The sequence below is a fragment of the Eubacterium maltosivorans genome (genome assembly GCF_002441855.2).
Taxonomy (GTDB): Bacteria; Bacillota; Clostridia; order Eubacteriales; family Eubacteriaceae; genus Eubacterium; species Eubacterium maltosivorans.
This window is the reverse complement of record NZ_CP029487.1, coordinates 2,525,770-2,541,037: the sequence shown is the minus strand read 5'-3', so window position 1 is coordinate 2,541,037 and position 15,268 is coordinate 2,525,770. Positions and strand designations below refer to the sequence as shown.

The following is a 15,268-nucleotide window of genomic DNA, read 5'->3' as shown; positions in this document are numbered from 1 at the left end:
CAGCAGCAGATTTGTACCAGAATTTTCCATTCTCCATTTTCAATTTTCCATTATAACGTTTCCCGCCTTAAACCTTTCCCGCACCGTTACCTCTGCCTCTGCAAGCCGGGCGTCCAGAAAGGCCTGGTCAGGTACTGCCTGCTTGAAATATTCATACTCATCCAAAATCCCCTGTGGGTGCGGCACACAGAAGGCTCCGGCGTCACTGCCGAGGGCTACGGCGGCCCCGAAGCTGAAGGCTCTCTGGATATTGGCGAGCTGCCGATTGTGGATGCTTGCCAGAACAGTGTCGTCATACCGTCCGCTGCCGATGATATTACCAGTTACGGCAATGGTAGGGCACCAGACTGCCCCGGTTTCTTTCAGAAGAGAAAGGCACTCCGCATCCATGAAATTACCATGTTCAATACTGTCCACACCGGCCTCCAGAGCGACTTTTATATGATCGGCGCCGTTGACATGTGTCATGACGGAATAGCCTTCAGAATGGGCGATGTGGACCATTTCGGAGACCTCCTGCTTTGGAAGTCCCGGGCAGCTTAAGCGGCCTTCATGATCAAAATCCATGATGCCGGCCGTCATAATTTTAATAAAATCACACCGCTGAGCCCGGGCTCCCTGAACCAGCTGGGCATATTCTTTCAGACTGTCATAGGCATAGCCGACAATTCCGCCGTAGTATCCCCGATGGTGGATGGCGAATACCGGAGTGCGGTAGTCGATACCGTATTCTGGCGCAAGGTCAGCAGCCAGGCGTGAAACGCCAAGGTTATCGCCGCCATCGCGGATAAAGAGGACGCCCTGTTTTTGATAGGCCGACAAGACCTGCCGGATCAGGGCTTCGTCCGGGCCATTTCTGTGTTTTGCCGCGGCTTCCCGGAAAGATACTCCATCCATGATCATGTGGGCGTGGCATTCTCCAAACATATTAATCCTTTCTTCGTTTAAATTCTGAATTCTATTATACCGCCGGATTACCATAAAACAAAGGGAAAGCTGTAAAAAAGACAGCAGAACTGCTATAATAAAGCTATTGCCATACCAGGAGGTGGAAAATGGATTACGAAGCGTATCTTTTTGATTTCGATTATACACTGGCAAATTCGGAAAAGGGGATTGTCATGTGTTTTAAGCATGTTTTTGAGCGCAATGGTTTTAAAGGGATAGAGGACGACGCCATTAAGAAAACCATCGGCTTAACCCTGGAGGAGGCGTTTATGCTCCTGACAGGCATTAAGGACCGGGAGACCATTGCCGGCTACCGAAAACAGTATGTTGAGAAATCAGACGAAGTGATGGTGGCAAACACCAAACTGTTCCCTGAAACGCTGCCCATGCTTCGAAAGCTGAAGGAAAAGGGCGCGAAAACAGGTATTATCTCCACGAAATACCGCTACCGGATCGAGAGCACCATCAGCCTTTATGGTTTAGATGAACTGATTGACCTGATTATCGGCGGAGAGGATGTGGAAACAGCCAAACCAAGCCCGGAAGGGGTTCGGAAAGCGCTGGAAAGGCTGAAATGCTGCAGAGAAAAAGCGCTCTACATTGGCGACAGTCTGGTGGATGCTCGAACAGCCGAAAATGCCGGGGTGTATTTTGCGGCTGTGACCACTGGCACAACCACCGCCGCGGATTTTGAAGCGTCGCCTCACGTGAAGATTATGGAAAATTTGTCAGAGCTTGTAAATTAAACCATTAAAAAAACGGCTGCGAGCCGTTTTTTTAATGGTTTAGCGAAAGGAAAAGAAGAGCTGCTGTCATTTGTGTGGCCGGCCAGCTTTTTCTGCCATTGCAAAGGCGGCGGGAGTGAGGCAGAGCCCGCCGTTTCCAGTGCAGCGCAGCTCAGGCGGGAGCTGGCGGCCGACGCGATACATTGTTTTGATTGTTTCGTCGAGCGGTATCCGGGAATCATAGCCGCCAAGCGTCATTTCTGCACTGGTCAGAGCATTGGAAACCGCCATGGCGTTTCGGCTGATACATGGAATTTCTACTCTGCAGGCGACCGGATCACAGATGAGTCCAAGGACATTCTGGAGAGCAGTGGAGGCGGCGCGCAGAGATTGGTCTGGGCCGCCGCCTGAGAAAGAGACCGCCATCGCTGCGGCCATGGCGCTTGCGGCGCCATTCTCGGCCTGGCAGCCGCAAAGCTCAGCGGCAAAGGTGGCCTGCTCCGCGATAAATACACCGATGATACCAGCGCACAGTAAGGCTTTTGCGGCCTGGTCTGAATGCTTATCTGATAAAATTGGCGGAAATGAAGCTGGTCTGCCGGCTTCCTGAAGCAGTGCGAAAAGAACTCCGGGAAGGACACCACAGGAGCCCGCTGTAGGACCGGCGACCACAACACCCATGGCGTTGCTGGCCTCCATAACGGCAGTACTGTAGACGGCGCCGCTTTGATAAGGGCTGGCGGAAAGCAGTCTGCCGGCAGAAGCTGCTGCTGCCATTGATCTGGCTGAGCGCGCTGTAAGGCTTTCGCCATCGGGAGCGTCCTGTAAGCCAAAGCTTATGGACTGGCACATGATTTTCACGAGCGTTTTCGAATAGTTCAGCACTTCCTCCGCGGTCCACCCGCTTCGGGCGGCTTCATATTCTACTGCGGCCTGCCAGAGAGGCATGGGATTTTTTTGTAAGAAAAGGGAGAGCGCGCTGGCGGTACTGAAGGGCAGCGTTTCGGGCTCGGGCGTGGCCACAGGCAGGATGGCAGGAATATAACGCAGTGTTCCCGGTGCTGTTTTTATGAGTCTTTTAATTTCAGCGGCGGCAGCAGAGGTTTTCAGCGACAGCACGTAAAAACCATTACCTGAGATCAGCCCCTCGGTGTCGGCAATGGATGAGGGCAGCGTCTTTAAAAAGTCTCTGAGAGCCGCCTGAGATTCCGCAGTGTAAAAGCCGGCGAGCACAGGGGTATCTCCTTTGAAATCGACGGCGGAACCATTGATGGCGGTTACGCAGAACATTCCGCCGCCTGTGGAAAGGGAAGTGATGCAGAGACGTCCAGAAGGGCCTGAAAGAACAAGCTCGCAGGTGTTAGGGTGATCGCAGGCTGTGTCGGTCAGGCTGGTCTCAAAGGCTATGTTTTTTTCTTTAAGACGGTGGAGGCTGTTTTTAAAGTCAGGATGGTTTAAGGGCATGCCAAGAAGGCCGGCGGCAAAGGCAATATCTGATTTTTGACCTTTGTAGGTGGTGGCGTATGAGCTGCTTTTGGGGAAAATCAGCTTGACGGATTTAAAATCCGGCATCAGACAGCCGGTAAAGTATCCAATCCGGCCGGGGCCGGCTGTGTGAGAGCTGGAAGGTCCTGTCATCACTGGCCCCAGAACATCGTTAAAAATGCTGGTTTTATAATTTATCATAGAAACCTCCTTTAATAGGCTGCTTTTATTGTAAGTCCGGGTAGGGATCGGGGTCAAGGAGAAAAATATTTTTGCCTTCACGGAATTTTACATCTGTTGCGCGGGAAAAAAGGGTGTTATAATACGGTTAAATGGGGAAAGGAGCAGCTATTATGGAATATCGCAGAATAAAGGGTGTCGAGACACCAGTCAGTGTGATTGGCTTTGGAGGCGTCTATCTGGAGGGGATGGCCGGGAAGAAAATCGTTGAGATGGTTCACCACGCAATGGATCTTGGCATTAACCTGTTGGATCTTTACATGCCTCAGCCGGAAATAAGAGACGCCATCGGTGAAGCGATAAGGACACATCCGGGAAAAATGCTGATTCAGGGGCATTTATGCACTGTAAGCGGCGACGGGCAGTACGTCCGCAGCAGGAAACTGGAAGAGGTGAAGCGTTCCTTTGAGGATATGCTGGACCGGCTGAAGCAGGATTATGTGGATTTTGGAATGATTCATTTTCTGGATTCGGAAAAGGATTGCGAGGACGTAGAAAAAAGCGGTATTTTGGATTATGCCCTGGATTTGAAAAAACAGGGCGTTATCCGAAAGCTTGGGTTTAGCTCACACAATGCGGTTACTGCCATGAAACAGGTGGAAACAGGATTGTACGAGACGCTCATGTTCAGCCTCAATCCAGCCTATGATCTGGATCACGGACAGAGAGAGGTCGAGGACATTATGGAATTTAAGGGCGTGGCCGTGGATGAAAAGGCGCTGGGTATCGCTCCGGCAAGAAGCGCCCTGTATCAGCGCTGTGAGGCCCTTGGAATTGGGATTACGGTCATGAAAGCGCTGGCAGCTGGCCGGCTGCTGTCGGCGGAGAGCTCGCCCTTTGGCAAAGCCATGACACCGGCGCAGTGCTATCACTATGCACTGGACCGCCCCGGCGTTGTATCGGTACTTCCCGGCCTTTCTTCCCTGCGCGAAATCGACGCGGCGGCAGCCTATTGCCAGAGCTCTGAGGCAGAAAGGGATTACAGCGCCATCGCCGACGCGCCGAGTTTTCAGATGCAGGGGCAGTGCATGTACTGTAACCACTGCCAGCCCTGTCCGTCAGGGATTGATGTGGCGGCAGTGACAAAGTACCTGGATATCGCCAGGCAGCATGAGGGCAGAATACCGGGCGCCACAGCTGAGCATTATAAAGGGCTGGAGGCGCACGCGTCAGACTGTATCGAATGCGGAAGCTGTTTAAAACGCTGTCCCTTCGGTGTGGATGTCGTCGCCAATATGCAGGAGGCCCGCAGTATTTTCGGATTGTAAAATAAAAAGCCCTGCCAGTCCTTTCCGCGCGGTACAGCGGAGCAAGGACGCAGGGCTTAAATTAGTCTGGGAGAATTAAATTTAATTTGTCAGACGATTGAAGTACCGCCGTCTACGACAATGTGCTGGCCAGTGACATAGCTGGAAGCGTCACTTGAAAAGAAAAGCACAGGCCCGCTGACCTCGCCGCGTTTTCCAGGGCGGCTCATGGGGCATTGGGCGCTGTAGCCCTGAAGGAAAGCTTCAGACTTAAAGAGGGTATCCTTTGTCATTTCCGATTCAAAAAGTCCCGGACATACTGCGTTGACAGTAATATTAAACTGCCCGTAGGAGGCAGCCATCCCGATTGTCAGACCAAGAACAGCGCTTTTAGAAGCGTTGTAGGAGTGGCGGATAAACATATCGGCTTTGTCTCCGATCAACGCATTGACAGAGCTGATATTGACGATTTTTCCATAATTTTGTTCTTTCATATGCGGGACGATATATTTGCTCATAATAAACATCCCCTTGACATTGACATCCATGGCATGATCCCAGTCTTCTACGGTCAGGGTATCTACACCGCCCCGGACAGCGACGCCGGCGTTGTTGAGCAGAATATCAATTCTTCCAAATTTTTCGATGATCTCTTCAACGGCTTTTTTAACACATTCTTCATCGGTCACATCACAGGAAATAGCCAGAACCTTTCGCTCCATTCCGGAAATTTCGGCGGCCACTTGTTCCAGCTTTTCTTTTCTTCTGGCCAGCAGTACAACATTTGCTCCGTTCTGTGCGTATGCTCTTGCGGAATCTGCACCCAGCCCGCTGGAGGCGCCGGTGACGACGGCTACTTTATCTGTTAAATCAAACATATCTGTTCGCTCCTTCTATTTTATAATGATTAGTAATTATAAAAATAAAATACCCATTTTAAGAGGCTCTAAACATCAGCCGGGTTCACATAATTCGCAGAGAGCACAGTTTCCGTCGCAGCCATAGCGATCCATGAGCTTCTGATTTTGAAGATATTTTTTTAAAAATTAAAAAACTACTGGATTTTTCAAAATCCAGTAGTTTTGGTGTTAATGGGACTGGTCAATAACCTCACGGCCTGTGGCCGGTTTATCTGTAATCAGGCCAAGCACCCCGAGATCAAGATACTGCTGCATAGATTTAGGATCATCCACTGTCCAGACATAAACTGGAAGCCAGGCTTTTCTGGCTTTACTGATCAGGCTTTTTGTGACCATATTCTCTTCAACTGTGAGGAAGTCGATGTCCATATTGACCAGACGCCTTGTGTCGGCTTTGCCGAGATTGCCGTAGACGCAGTAGCCGACAGTGTATTCGGGATGCAGTGTTTTCAGCTGTTCTACCAGGCTGTAGTCCAGGGACATGAACATACAATTTTTTTCATCATTTTGCGCTTCGACGACCTTGGCGGTTTCAGCGGCTACGTCGGCGGTTTCATGTCCGTGGGTCTTTAACTCAATGAGCAGTTTGATCTGCCCTTTTGTGGTCCTGATCACCTCCTCAAGCGTTGAGATTTTTCCCTTAGCATCATTTTGGGATAAGGTCAGTTCACCGAGCTCTTCAGCAGTCAGGTCATAGACATTGACATTTTGACCGGAAAGACGCTGGAGATTACTGTCGTGTATGACCATGGGCACGTTGTCCTTGGACAAAAGAATGTCGATCTCCGCATAGTCAGCGCCCTGGTCGATACCACCCTGGATAGAGCCAAGTGTGTTTTCTACGCCTTCTGAGCTTCCGCGGTGCCCGATGACGATGGGGCTGTGCAGAGCCGGCGGATTGTAGAAAAGGCTGAACATACCTACAGCGGCCAGAATGACAAGCCCCAGAGCGATTGGCTTCTGATGCCTGATGAAAAAGGGATGGGCCTTAATATGTGTCCAGGCGTTTTTTGCTGTATGGCGTGAAATATGAAAGAAGCTCATAGCCCTTTCCCTCATATGGTCAAGCTTCTCATCGATAAGGGGAAGAGCTCCATCGTCAATATTTATCTGGCCGTCGAGCCCGCTGTACCCCGCAGTCAAGATGGTCAGCAGCAAAAGCATAAGTGTGACGCGCAGCAGGCCTACCAGCAAAAATCCCATAAGCGGCGCGAAGGTGTTTCCTGAAAAGAGACTCAGGAAAACAGTGAGAGGGCCATTGCCAGAGATGCCAGGAAAATAAGTGGGTACAAACCCTGGAAAGTTAAACAGAACAATCCACAAAATCACGTAAACGCCAAGCACCAACGATACAGGAAGACGCCCCCTTTTTAAAATGCCGAAACTTTTTCGAGCGGCCCTTAAAAACGAAACGCGATCCAGAACCATAGCAGGCAATACAAAAAGCAGGACCACGAAAAGCACAAAGATAACTGCGTAAAACAGATAAACCCCGATATTTCCCATCAGAGTTTTTGACAGCTCCCCGGTAATAAAATTAGGAATCCGGGTCTGTGGCAGCAGTGACGGGCGTAAACCGATGTGTATCAGCGGCAGGAGCCCCAGTGCATAGGCTGTAAAACCAACTGCGCCCAAATTTTTAAGGCTCTTATAGGTCGTGAGAGCCATTTTCATGGCTGTGCCAAGGCTGATTGGATTTTTATGGAGTCTGTGGTAGAGCAGCAAGATGATGACAGAAAACTCATAATAAACCATAAGCGCACCTAGCGCCAGCATGATGACGAGGGTAATAACACCGGGAATATTGGTGAAAAAATTAAGAAATCTCTCGTTAAATGCCAGACTGTAACCGCTGAGGTTCAAGAAAATCTGCATGATAAACGACAGCAGCGGTTTCAGCAGGACTGCACAGAGCATCTTATAGACAACCTCAAAAGCCAATAGTGCCGGAAACGCCTGAATAAAAGCAATGAGAGTATTTTGAATGTTTTTTGATTTCATGTCAAGGACTCCAGAGTTTTTTTATAGTTTACCATAAAACCCGGCAACAGGCATGAAAAACAAGAACTTTAATAAAAGAAAAACAAATAATTGCACTTGGAAAAAACCGAACATGCGCATATAATTAAAAAACGTTCGCACCAGCCGAGCAAACAGCCGGATAATGCAGTATGGGAAGACCTGTGCTGTGAGGATGTAACGCTGCTGGCCTTTCCTTTTAACGGGGAAAGTCTTCAGAACGCTTCCAGAGACAACAGCGCATATTGACCTTGCCGTTTGGCAGAAATGTGACGCCTTCTTTTTTCAAGAGCTGCTCCTGAACACCAGGGCCGCCGAAGATAAGACCTTTGCAGAGGGAACCGTCACTGAAAACAACCCGATGGCAGGGAAGATCCAGATGAGCAGGAACACGGCGCAGGGCAGCGCCTACGGCCCTTGCGGCCCGCGGACGGCCAGCCAGCAAAGCTATCTGCCCGTAGGAGGCTACCCGCCCCTCGGGGATCTTTGCAACGACGTCATAAAATTTTTTATTGAGTGATTCAGACATTGGGCTTCCTCCTGATTATGGTATTTATTATAAAAGATTATCCAGCGAAAAACAACATATAAAAAGCCTCCGTTATATTTGGAGGCTTTTTAAAAAATTAGCAGGTAGCGCCGGATACGGTGGCAATGCCCAGAATACTGTCCTTTTCATCTAACAGATCATTGGTGGTCAGAGCGCGTTCTACGGCTTCCGCGCCTAAGCGTTCAACGGTAGAGCCAAAACGTTCACTGTTTTGACCTTCTTTTTTATATAAGAGAATGGCCTTTTCCACAACGTCCAGGATTTCGTCGCGGGTGAACAATGTTTTGAGCTCAGTGCCGCGTCGGATGGATTTTCCCCAGCGGCCGCCAACATAAACTTTATATCGGACTTCACCGTCAGGAATTGCGTCAAAGCGGCAGTTGTCAACACATAAACCGCAGTTGTTGCATTTTTCTTTATCGATGACGAGTTTGCCGTCTGTTACAGTGGCAGCGTCCATTGGGCAGCGGTCCTCAACAGAACATTTGCCGCAACCCTGGCACAGCTCGTCGTTGTAGTAAGGGATCTTCTGGCCAACAATACCTAAGTCATTGAGGTCGGGCTTTACACAGTTGTTTGGGCAGCCGCCAACAGCGATTTTAAATTTATGGGGCAGTGTAACGTCACGATAGCCTTTGTAGAAGCGTTCATGTATTTCGCGGGCAAGGCCCTGTGTATCGATCAGGCCATAGGTGCATACCGTTCCTTTACAGGCCACGACTGGGCGGACTTTTGGGCCAGTGCCGCCAGTTACCAGACCTTCCTTAGCGATAAATTCCTGAAAAGGTACAATATCATCCCAGGTTAGGCCCTGTACTTCCACGGTGAGGCGGGTGGTAAAGGCAATGTTGCCATTTCCAAATTTCTCAGCCGCTTCGCTCAGACAGGAAATCTGAGCGGCGTTTAAGACACCGTTTTCTGTAATGACACGGGCGGCAAAATGTTCGTGGTCATTGTTGAACAGGAACCCCTGTCCCTTGACGCGTTTAATTTCTTCAGGTGCAATGTTCATAAGCTTGTAAATCTCCTTCTCCGTTTAACGAATAATAATCTTTGTTCTTCAGTCTATAGATTAACGGATTTCTTGACGATTGTAAAATAGTATTTTATAATCAGTTTAATAGCTAAATACCTATAGAAGAAAATTGGGGGATCATTATGACCATCAGGCATCTGAAAGTATTTCTGGCAGTTGCAGAGACCGGCAAGATGAGTGCTGCGGCCGACCAGCTGTTTATTGCTCAGCCATCTGTCAGCCAGGCCATCGCGGATATTGAAAAATATTATAATGTGCGTCTTTTTGAGCGGATTTCCCGCAAGCTTTATATCACACCAGCAGGCGAACAGCTCTTAGACTACGCCAGGCATATTGTGGCGCTGTTTGATGAAATGGAACTGGAAATGAAGTATTCCGCTGAGCATACCACCCTTAAAATCGGCGGTACGGTGACCGTTGGAACTACTATACTCAGCGAGTTAGTCAGCCGGTTTGAGGCTGAAAACCCACCGGTTACCCTGACGGTTCTGGTGGATAACACACCGGTCATCGAGTCCATGATTTTAAAGAGCGATCTGGATCTTGGCATTGTCGAGGGAGAGGTGAGCAGTGAGGACCTTATCCAGATACCGGCAGTGGAGGATGAGATGGTGCTGATTTGCGGGCCAGGCCATCCTTTTTCCGGTCGAAAAACAGTCAGTCTTGACGAGCTCCAGGGACAGTACTTCGTGATTCGTGAAAAGGGCAGCAGAGCCCGCAGCTTTTTTGAAAAGATCCTGGACAAAGAAGGTGTGGAAATTGTGGAAAAATGGACCTGTACGAATACGGAAGCCATTAAAAATGCAGTGATGGGCGGGCAGGGATTGGCTGTGCTTTCAAAGCGACTGGTAGAGCGGGAGTTTGAACAGGGCCGGCTCTGCATACTCTCGATTCAGGGAATTCGTTTACTGCGGAACTTCACGCTGATTTACCATAAAAACAAATTCCTATCACCGCCTTTTAAGGCATTTGTTCAAGCCTGCGAGGAATATAAAGATTAGTTTTCCACTTTTTGTTCACTTTTTGTCCACATTTTAACGTGGATAGTGTGGATAAGTTTTGGGATAAAAAATGGCCTTTAACGAAAAATAAAGGGATTGCGTCCACAGGTTGTGTACAACTTGTGGATAAACTGTGTTTTTTCATGATAAAAGTGTGAATAGTCTGTGGAAACAGGGTATATATCATTTTTGGTGCAAATTTTTCCATGACCCGGGCAGAGTTTCTTCTTTACTAACAAAATAACAGATGGTATGATAATAAGCAATACAAAAATCTTGAAAAAGGGAGTTCAAAAATGACCGGGGATTTATTGAAAGCGCATGTTCTGTCCAGCAAATTGATGACAGACATTGAAGATATCATGATTGAAGAATTCGGCCTGCCTGAAGGCCATATCGACATCGGCCTCTTTACCACCGATAATGAGGATATTGGCTACGTGGCAGCCGATGAAGCGACCAAAAAGGCCAATGTGCGGGTCTGCTATGCCAAATCGACCTACGGGGGACTTGGCTGTGCCTACGGCGGAGAAATGATCGGTATTATCTCAGGGCCATCCATCAGCGATGTTGAAAGCGGCCTGCGGACCATTACGCATTTCACCGAGCACAATGCCTGTCTGTTTAGTGCGCGTGAAGATGACGGCGTACAATTTTATGCACAGGTTATCTCAAAAATTGGCACTTACCTCGCAGAAGTTTGTGATCTGCCTGTTGGTTCATCTGTCGCCTATCTTGTCGGCCCTCCGCTGGAATCTATGATGGGCGTCGATGAAGCTCTGACAGCCGCCGACGTAGAGGTCGTAAAATTCTTTGGACCGCCGACCGTCTCCAACCGCGGCGGCGCCATCGTGACTGGGACTCAGTCCGCCTGTAAAACCGCCTGCATGGCCTTCGCCAAAATGGTTATGGACTGCGTCGAAGAACCTGTTGATTATTGAAGCTGAGTCCAATTTTGCCGTGCAAAATTGGCAGCGAGCAAGGAGAGAGCGACAGCGAACGAGCGAGCGCAACGAAGCAAACGTCTTGTTTGAAAAAACCCTCCGAAGGAGAAATAAAGGTTTTTACAAATAAAGACGAAGCCGTCCAATTTTGCCGTGCAAAATTGGCAGCGAACAAGGAGCGTTAGCGGGTGAGCGGCAATGAGCCTAATGCAGATGATGAGGAAATCATCCGAAAAGGATGATAGATTTCCGAAGAATCTGTTTTCCTTGAGAGGACGAGCGTAGCAACGTCATTCCTGTAATAAAAAAATTCAAACGAACAAGAGACTCTGAGTTTTTTATCAGGGTCTTTTTTGTTCCCCAAATTCACAGAAAACCTGTTATAATAAAGATAATAAACAAGGAAGTGAGGGATAAAGATGGCCTATACCATTACAGAAAAATGTATCGGATGCACGATCTGTGCGAGAAACTGTCCGGTGCTGGCCATTACCGGTGAAAAGAAAAAGCAGCATATGGTAAATGACAGACGCTGTATCGACTGCGGCGTCTGCGGAAGATCCTGTCCACAGGGCGCCGTTTTGGACAACAGTGGAGAGACAGCGAATAAAATATCAAAAAATCAATGGAAAAAACCCATGATAGAGTCAGCTGTGTGCAGCGCCTGCTCAATGTGCGTGGACGGCTGCCGGTTTGGATGCCTGGCCATTTCGATGCCGGCCTTTAAAGGAGATATCCGGGTTTACGCCGAGCTGGTCAAGCCAAAGGCCTGTGTGGGGTGCGGCCTGTGTGAGAGCCTGTGCCCGCTCTCGGCGATCCGCATGGAGGTGATTCAATGAAGCCCTTGAATTATTTGCATATTAACCTGACAACAGGTAAAATACGCCCGCTGCCCATCAAAGAAGGCGTTGTGGCAGCATATCTCGGCGGTAAAACGCTTGCGGCCAAGCTGCTTTATGATCTGTTGCCAACGGGTGTGGAGCCCTTGTCAAAAGAAAACATCCTGATTATCAATACAGGAATTATGACGGACACAGGCGCGCCCTCCTCCAGTCGTTTTAACATGACCTTTAAAAACGTGATGACTGGGGGGATCGCCTCATCTAACTGCGGCGGGAGCTTTGGCATGATGATGCGGCGTGCCGGAGTGGACGGTATTATTCTGGCAGGCGGAGCGGAGAAGCCCGTATATCTGGAGATTCTGGACGGCGAGGCGGTGATCCACGACGCAACAGACCTGTGGGGGCTGGATGCTGAGGCGGCTCAGGAGCATTTTCCCAAGGTTTATGGGAAAGTGGTCATCGGGCCAGCAGGGGAAAACCAGGTGCGCTATGCCTGCGCTGTTTCAGGAGAGAGGGTAGCCGGCAGATGCGGCTGCGGAGCGGTAATGGGTGTCAAAAACCTGAAAGGCATTGTGGCCTATGGCACCAAACGGCCAGAGTTTTATAACAAACCAGCCTTTGACGCCTATGTGAAAAAGTGGGTGAAATTTATTCAGAATCATCCCATGACGGGCGACAGCCTGCCTCACTACGGCACTGCCGGTCTGGTAAATAACGCCAACGCCTCGCACGCCCTTCCAACCCATAATTTTAAAAGGGGACAGTTTGAGGCCGCGGAGGAAATCTGCGGAGAAACCCTTGCGGATAGATACCTGACCCGAAACGGGGGCTGCGTAAGCTGTCCCATACGCTGTGAACGGCGTGTAATGGTAGGCGGGCGTGAGGTAAAAGGGCCGGAGTTTGAGACTGTTGGGCTTTTTGGATCAAATATTGAAAACAGCAATCTGGAATTGATCAATGAGATTAATTATAAAGCGGATATCCTGGGGATAGACACCATTTCTCTGGCGGGTACCTTAGCTTTTGCCATGGAGCTCCAAGAAAAGGAAATGGCAGATTTTGGTTTGCGCTTTGGAGAAACTGGCAATTTGCTGGAGATCATCGAAAAAATTGCGTACCGTCAGGGTGTTGGCGACGAGCTGGCTGAGGGCAGCGCCCGGCTGGCAAAAAAATACGGCGGGGCGGACTTTGCCATCAACGCCAAAGGTATGGAGCTGGCTTCCTACGAGCCACGACGCTCAGTCGGTATGGGTCTGGGATATGCGACCTCCAACCGTGGCGGCTGTCACCTGAACGGCGGCTACCTGGCGCTCATGGAATCAGTGGGGGTCATGAGCGTCGGCGCACAGGGAACAAAGGGAAAGCCGGAGCTTACGGCTTTTATGCAGAACGGCATGGAGGCCGGTTCGGCAGCAGGCTTCTGCCTGTTCACCATGCAGACCATGATCCCGTCAATTTTATATCATATGGGACCAGTCAGCCCTGTAACCCATACGGCGGGTAAGGCAATGATCATGGCCCGGGGAGTTCTTGGAAAGATGTGGCCTTTGATGCCGGGTCTGCTGCCTGTTAAAACCATGTATCTGATGCCGCACTGCAAGGCCATTGAGTTGGCTACGGGTATGCGTATGACGACCGGCGAGTTTCTTCAGGCCGGCGAGCGTGGCTTTACCATCGAGCGGCTTTTTAATCTGCGGGAAGGTCTGACCGCTGAGGATGACAGTCTGCCGGGACGTCTGACGGATGAACTGCAGGAACCGGATGATCCCAGCACCAGAGTGGATCTCGAAACAATGCTGCCGGTATACTATAAAGTAAGAGGATGGGATGAACAGGGAGTGCCAAAAGCCGCGACTCTCAAGCGTCTGGGGCTTGGAAACTTATGATCACGATAAAATATTTTGGAGCGCTGAGGGCATCGACTGGCACAGCCCAGGAAAGCTTTGAGGCGGAAAATATCAAAGAAGTGCTGGTAAAAATAAAAGCCGCCCATGGGAAAGAGGCGGCGGCAAAAGCTAGACGATGTCTGATCCTGCTGAACAGTGATAATGTCAATCTGCATAACGGTATGCGGACCAGCCTGAAACCCGGCGATATTGTCAGCTTTGTCCCAGTCTGCGCGGGAGGATGAAGCTGAGTCCAATTTTGCGCTGCAAAATTGGCAGCGAGCAAGGAGAGAGCGATAGCGAACGAGCGAGCGCAACGAAGCAAACGTCTTGTTTGAAAAAAACCTCCGAAGGAGAAAAAAGTTTTTTTCAAATAAAGACGAAGCAGTCCAATTTTGCGCTGCAAAATTGGCAGCGAGCAAGGAGAGAGCGCAATGAAGCAAACGTCAGTCATTCAGAAGTGCTTCCACCGCTTTCCGGTTTTTTTCCTGTTCAGGAAGCCGAAGTGGTGCACAGCTGCTGAGATTGGCTTGATTTTTAGACAGCTTGTCGGCAAAGGCCATGCAGTTATCCTCCCCGCAGCGTTTACAGTTGCTGTGGGGCAGGTATTCATAAATATCCGTAGGGTAGATAGGTTCCATATTTATCCTCGCTTATAATCAGAATGAATTTATTGTACGCCTGTTCCGATAGGCTGTCAAGGCAGAATAAAAGGCTTAGATCGACAGAAGGGGTGATGGAGATGAGAAGATGGACAACCTCGGGCGGCATTGTCATTGAGCGTTTAAATACGTTAAGGTGTAATTGTTATGTGATTCAGTACAGTGACGCTGTCTATCTGGTGGATACCAGCGTAGTGACGGAGCGTCAGAGCATCGAACGACAGCTTAAAAGACTGGGAATCAGCGGTCTGGACGGCATTATTTTAACCCATGTCCATACCGATCATGTGGGAAATGCCGCCTATTTTCAGAAGAAATTTAATTGTCTGGTTTATGTGCATGCCCATGAGCGGACAGCGCTGAGGGACGGCTGCTGTCCGCTTCCTCAGGGAACCCTTCCCTTTACCAGAAAAATTGTGAGCGTAGCGGGAGCCCTTGGCGTTTGGACTTGTTTTGAACCTTGCAGAAATGTTATGGCGGTTGAAAACGGACAGTGCATTGGGCCGGGAATATGTGTGCTGCACACGCCTGGTCATACAAAGGGCTCCATGAGCCTGATTCTTAATGAGGATATTGCATTGGTTGGCGACGCTATTATCCATAGAAGCAAGCGGATCTATCCACCCTTTGCCAACGATGAGGTACAGGTAAAAAATTCTCTGCAAAAGCTGCTCGAAACCAATTGCCAGCAGTTTTTGCCAGGACATGGCGCAGCGGCAGGCAGAGAGGATATCCTGAGCGCACTGCTCTAAAGTGGCAGAAA

General features: G+C 49.5%; 15 protein-coding genes. 8 read left to right on the top strand and 7 right to left on the bottom strand.

What is annotated here, in order from left to right:
• Positions 1 to 39: 39 nt before the first annotated feature.
• On the bottom strand, positions 40 to 927 hold the full coding sequence (locus CPZ25_RS12075; protein ID WP_224168718.1) for an amidohydrolase family protein: 888 nt from the start codon (positions 925 to 927) through the stop codon (positions 40 to 42).
• A gap of 128 nt (positions 928 to 1,055) precedes the next feature.
• On the opposite strand from CPZ25_RS12075, the gene CPZ25_RS12070 reads away from it, so the two are divergent.
• On the top strand, positions 1,056 to 1,694 hold the full coding sequence (locus tag CPZ25_RS12070; protein WP_058693171.1) for an HAD-IA family hydrolase: 639 nt from the start codon (positions 1,056 to 1,058) through the stop codon (positions 1,692 to 1,694).
• 66 nt (positions 1,695 to 1,760) lie between these two features.
• Here CPZ25_RS12070 and CPZ25_RS12065 read toward each other — a convergent pair whose 3' ends face one another.
• Positions 1,761 to 3,359 carry an L-serine ammonia-lyase, iron-sulfur-dependent, subunit alpha gene (locus CPZ25_RS12065; RefSeq protein WP_096920541.1) on the bottom strand — a complete coding sequence of 533 codons (1,599 nt, stop codon included), beginning with the start codon at positions 3,357 to 3,359 and terminating at the stop codon, positions 1,761 to 1,763.
• Between the two features lie 152 nt (positions 3,360 to 3,511).
• On the opposite strand from CPZ25_RS12065, the gene CPZ25_RS12060 reads away from it, so the two are divergent.
• Positions 3,512 to 4,666 (top strand): aldo/keto reductase, encoded by a 1,155-nt coding sequence (locus tag CPZ25_RS12060; RefSeq protein ID WP_158577786.1) that lies wholly within the window; start codon positions 3,512 to 3,514, stop codon positions 4,664 to 4,666.
• 89 nt (positions 4,667 to 4,755) lie between these two features.
• On the opposite strand, the gene CPZ25_RS12055 is transcribed toward CPZ25_RS12060, so the two are convergent.
• The 4 genes from CPZ25_RS12055 to CPZ25_RS12040 all read right to left on the bottom strand — a co-directional run bounded on the left by CPZ25_RS12055 (position 4,756) and on the right by CPZ25_RS12040 (position 9,146).
• A complete protein-coding gene (locus CPZ25_RS12055) occupies positions 4,756 to 5,523 on the bottom strand; it encodes an SDR family NAD(P)-dependent oxidoreductase (protein ID WP_096920539.1) in 768 nt (255 codons plus the stop codon).
• 210 nt (positions 5,524 to 5,733) lie between these two features.
• Positions 5,734 to 7,566 carry a glycerophosphoryl diester phosphodiesterase membrane domain-containing protein gene (locus tag CPZ25_RS12050; RefSeq protein ID WP_096920538.1) on the bottom strand — a complete coding sequence of 611 codons (1,833 nt, stop codon included), beginning with the start codon at positions 7,564 to 7,566 and terminating at the stop codon, positions 5,734 to 5,736.
• 217 nt (positions 7,567 to 7,783) lie between these two features.
• Positions 7,784 to 8,113 carry an MGMT family protein gene (locus CPZ25_RS12045; protein ID WP_096920537.1) on the bottom strand — a complete coding sequence of 110 codons (330 nt, stop codon included), beginning with the start codon at positions 8,111 to 8,113 and terminating at the stop codon, positions 7,784 to 7,786.
• Between the two features lie 97 nt (positions 8,114 to 8,210).
• On the bottom strand, positions 8,211 to 9,146 hold the full coding sequence (locus tag CPZ25_RS12040; RefSeq protein WP_096920536.1) for a 4Fe-4S binding protein: 936 nt from the start codon (positions 9,144 to 9,146) through the stop codon (positions 8,211 to 8,213).
• A 146-nt stretch (positions 9,147 to 9,292) separates the two neighbouring features.
• On the opposite strand from CPZ25_RS12040, the gene CPZ25_RS12035 reads away from it, so the two are divergent.
• The 5 genes from CPZ25_RS12035 (at position 9,293) to CPZ25_RS12015 (ending at position 14,088) form a co-directional block, all read left to right on the top strand.
• Positions 9,293 to 10,171 carry a LysR family transcriptional regulator gene (locus CPZ25_RS12035; protein WP_096920535.1) on the top strand — a complete coding sequence of 293 codons (879 nt, stop codon included), beginning with the start codon at positions 9,293 to 9,295 and terminating at the stop codon, positions 10,169 to 10,171.
• A gap of 296 nt (positions 10,172 to 10,467) precedes the next feature.
• The gene (gene eutL / locus CPZ25_RS12030) at positions 10,468 to 11,112 is read left to right on the top strand and encodes an ethanolamine utilization microcompartment protein EutL (protein WP_058693179.1); all 645 of its coding nucleotides are present in this window, start codon (positions 10,468 to 10,470) and stop codon (positions 11,110 to 11,112) included.
• Between the two features lie 422 nt (positions 11,113 to 11,534).
• Positions 11,535 to 11,954: a 4Fe-4S binding protein gene (locus CPZ25_RS12025; RefSeq protein WP_096920534.1), complete on the top strand. Its 420-nt coding sequence runs from the start codon at positions 11,535 to 11,537 to the stop codon at positions 11,952 to 11,954.
• Positions 11,951 to 13,843, top strand: a complete 1,893-nt coding sequence (locus tag CPZ25_RS12020) for an aldehyde ferredoxin oxidoreductase family protein (protein ID WP_096920533.1) — start codon at positions 11,951 to 11,953, stop codon at positions 13,841 to 13,843. Before CPZ25_RS12025 ends, CPZ25_RS12020 begins: the two co-directional genes overlap by 4 nt.
• Positions 13,840 to 14,088, top strand: a complete 249-nt coding sequence (locus CPZ25_RS12015) for a MoaD/ThiS family protein (protein ID WP_096920532.1) — start codon at positions 13,840 to 13,842, stop codon at positions 14,086 to 14,088. Before CPZ25_RS12020 ends, CPZ25_RS12015 begins: the two co-directional genes overlap by 4 nt.
• A 201-nt stretch (positions 14,089 to 14,289) precedes the next feature.
• Here CPZ25_RS12015 and CPZ25_RS12010 read toward each other — a convergent pair whose 3' ends face one another.
• Complete coding sequence (locus CPZ25_RS12010) at positions 14,290 to 14,484, bottom strand: (Fe-S)-binding protein (protein ID WP_074617848.1); 195 nt, start codon at positions 14,482 to 14,484, stop codon at positions 14,290 to 14,292.
• 101 nt (positions 14,485 to 14,585) lie between these two features.
• Here CPZ25_RS12010 and CPZ25_RS12005 point away from each other — a divergent pair, with 101 nt between their 5' ends.
• Positions 14,586 to 15,257 (top strand): MBL fold metallo-hydrolase, encoded by a 672-nt coding sequence (locus tag CPZ25_RS12005; protein WP_158577787.1) that lies wholly within the window; start codon positions 14,586 to 14,588, stop codon positions 15,255 to 15,257.
• The last annotated feature ends 11 nt before the right edge of the window (positions 15,258 to 15,268 follow it).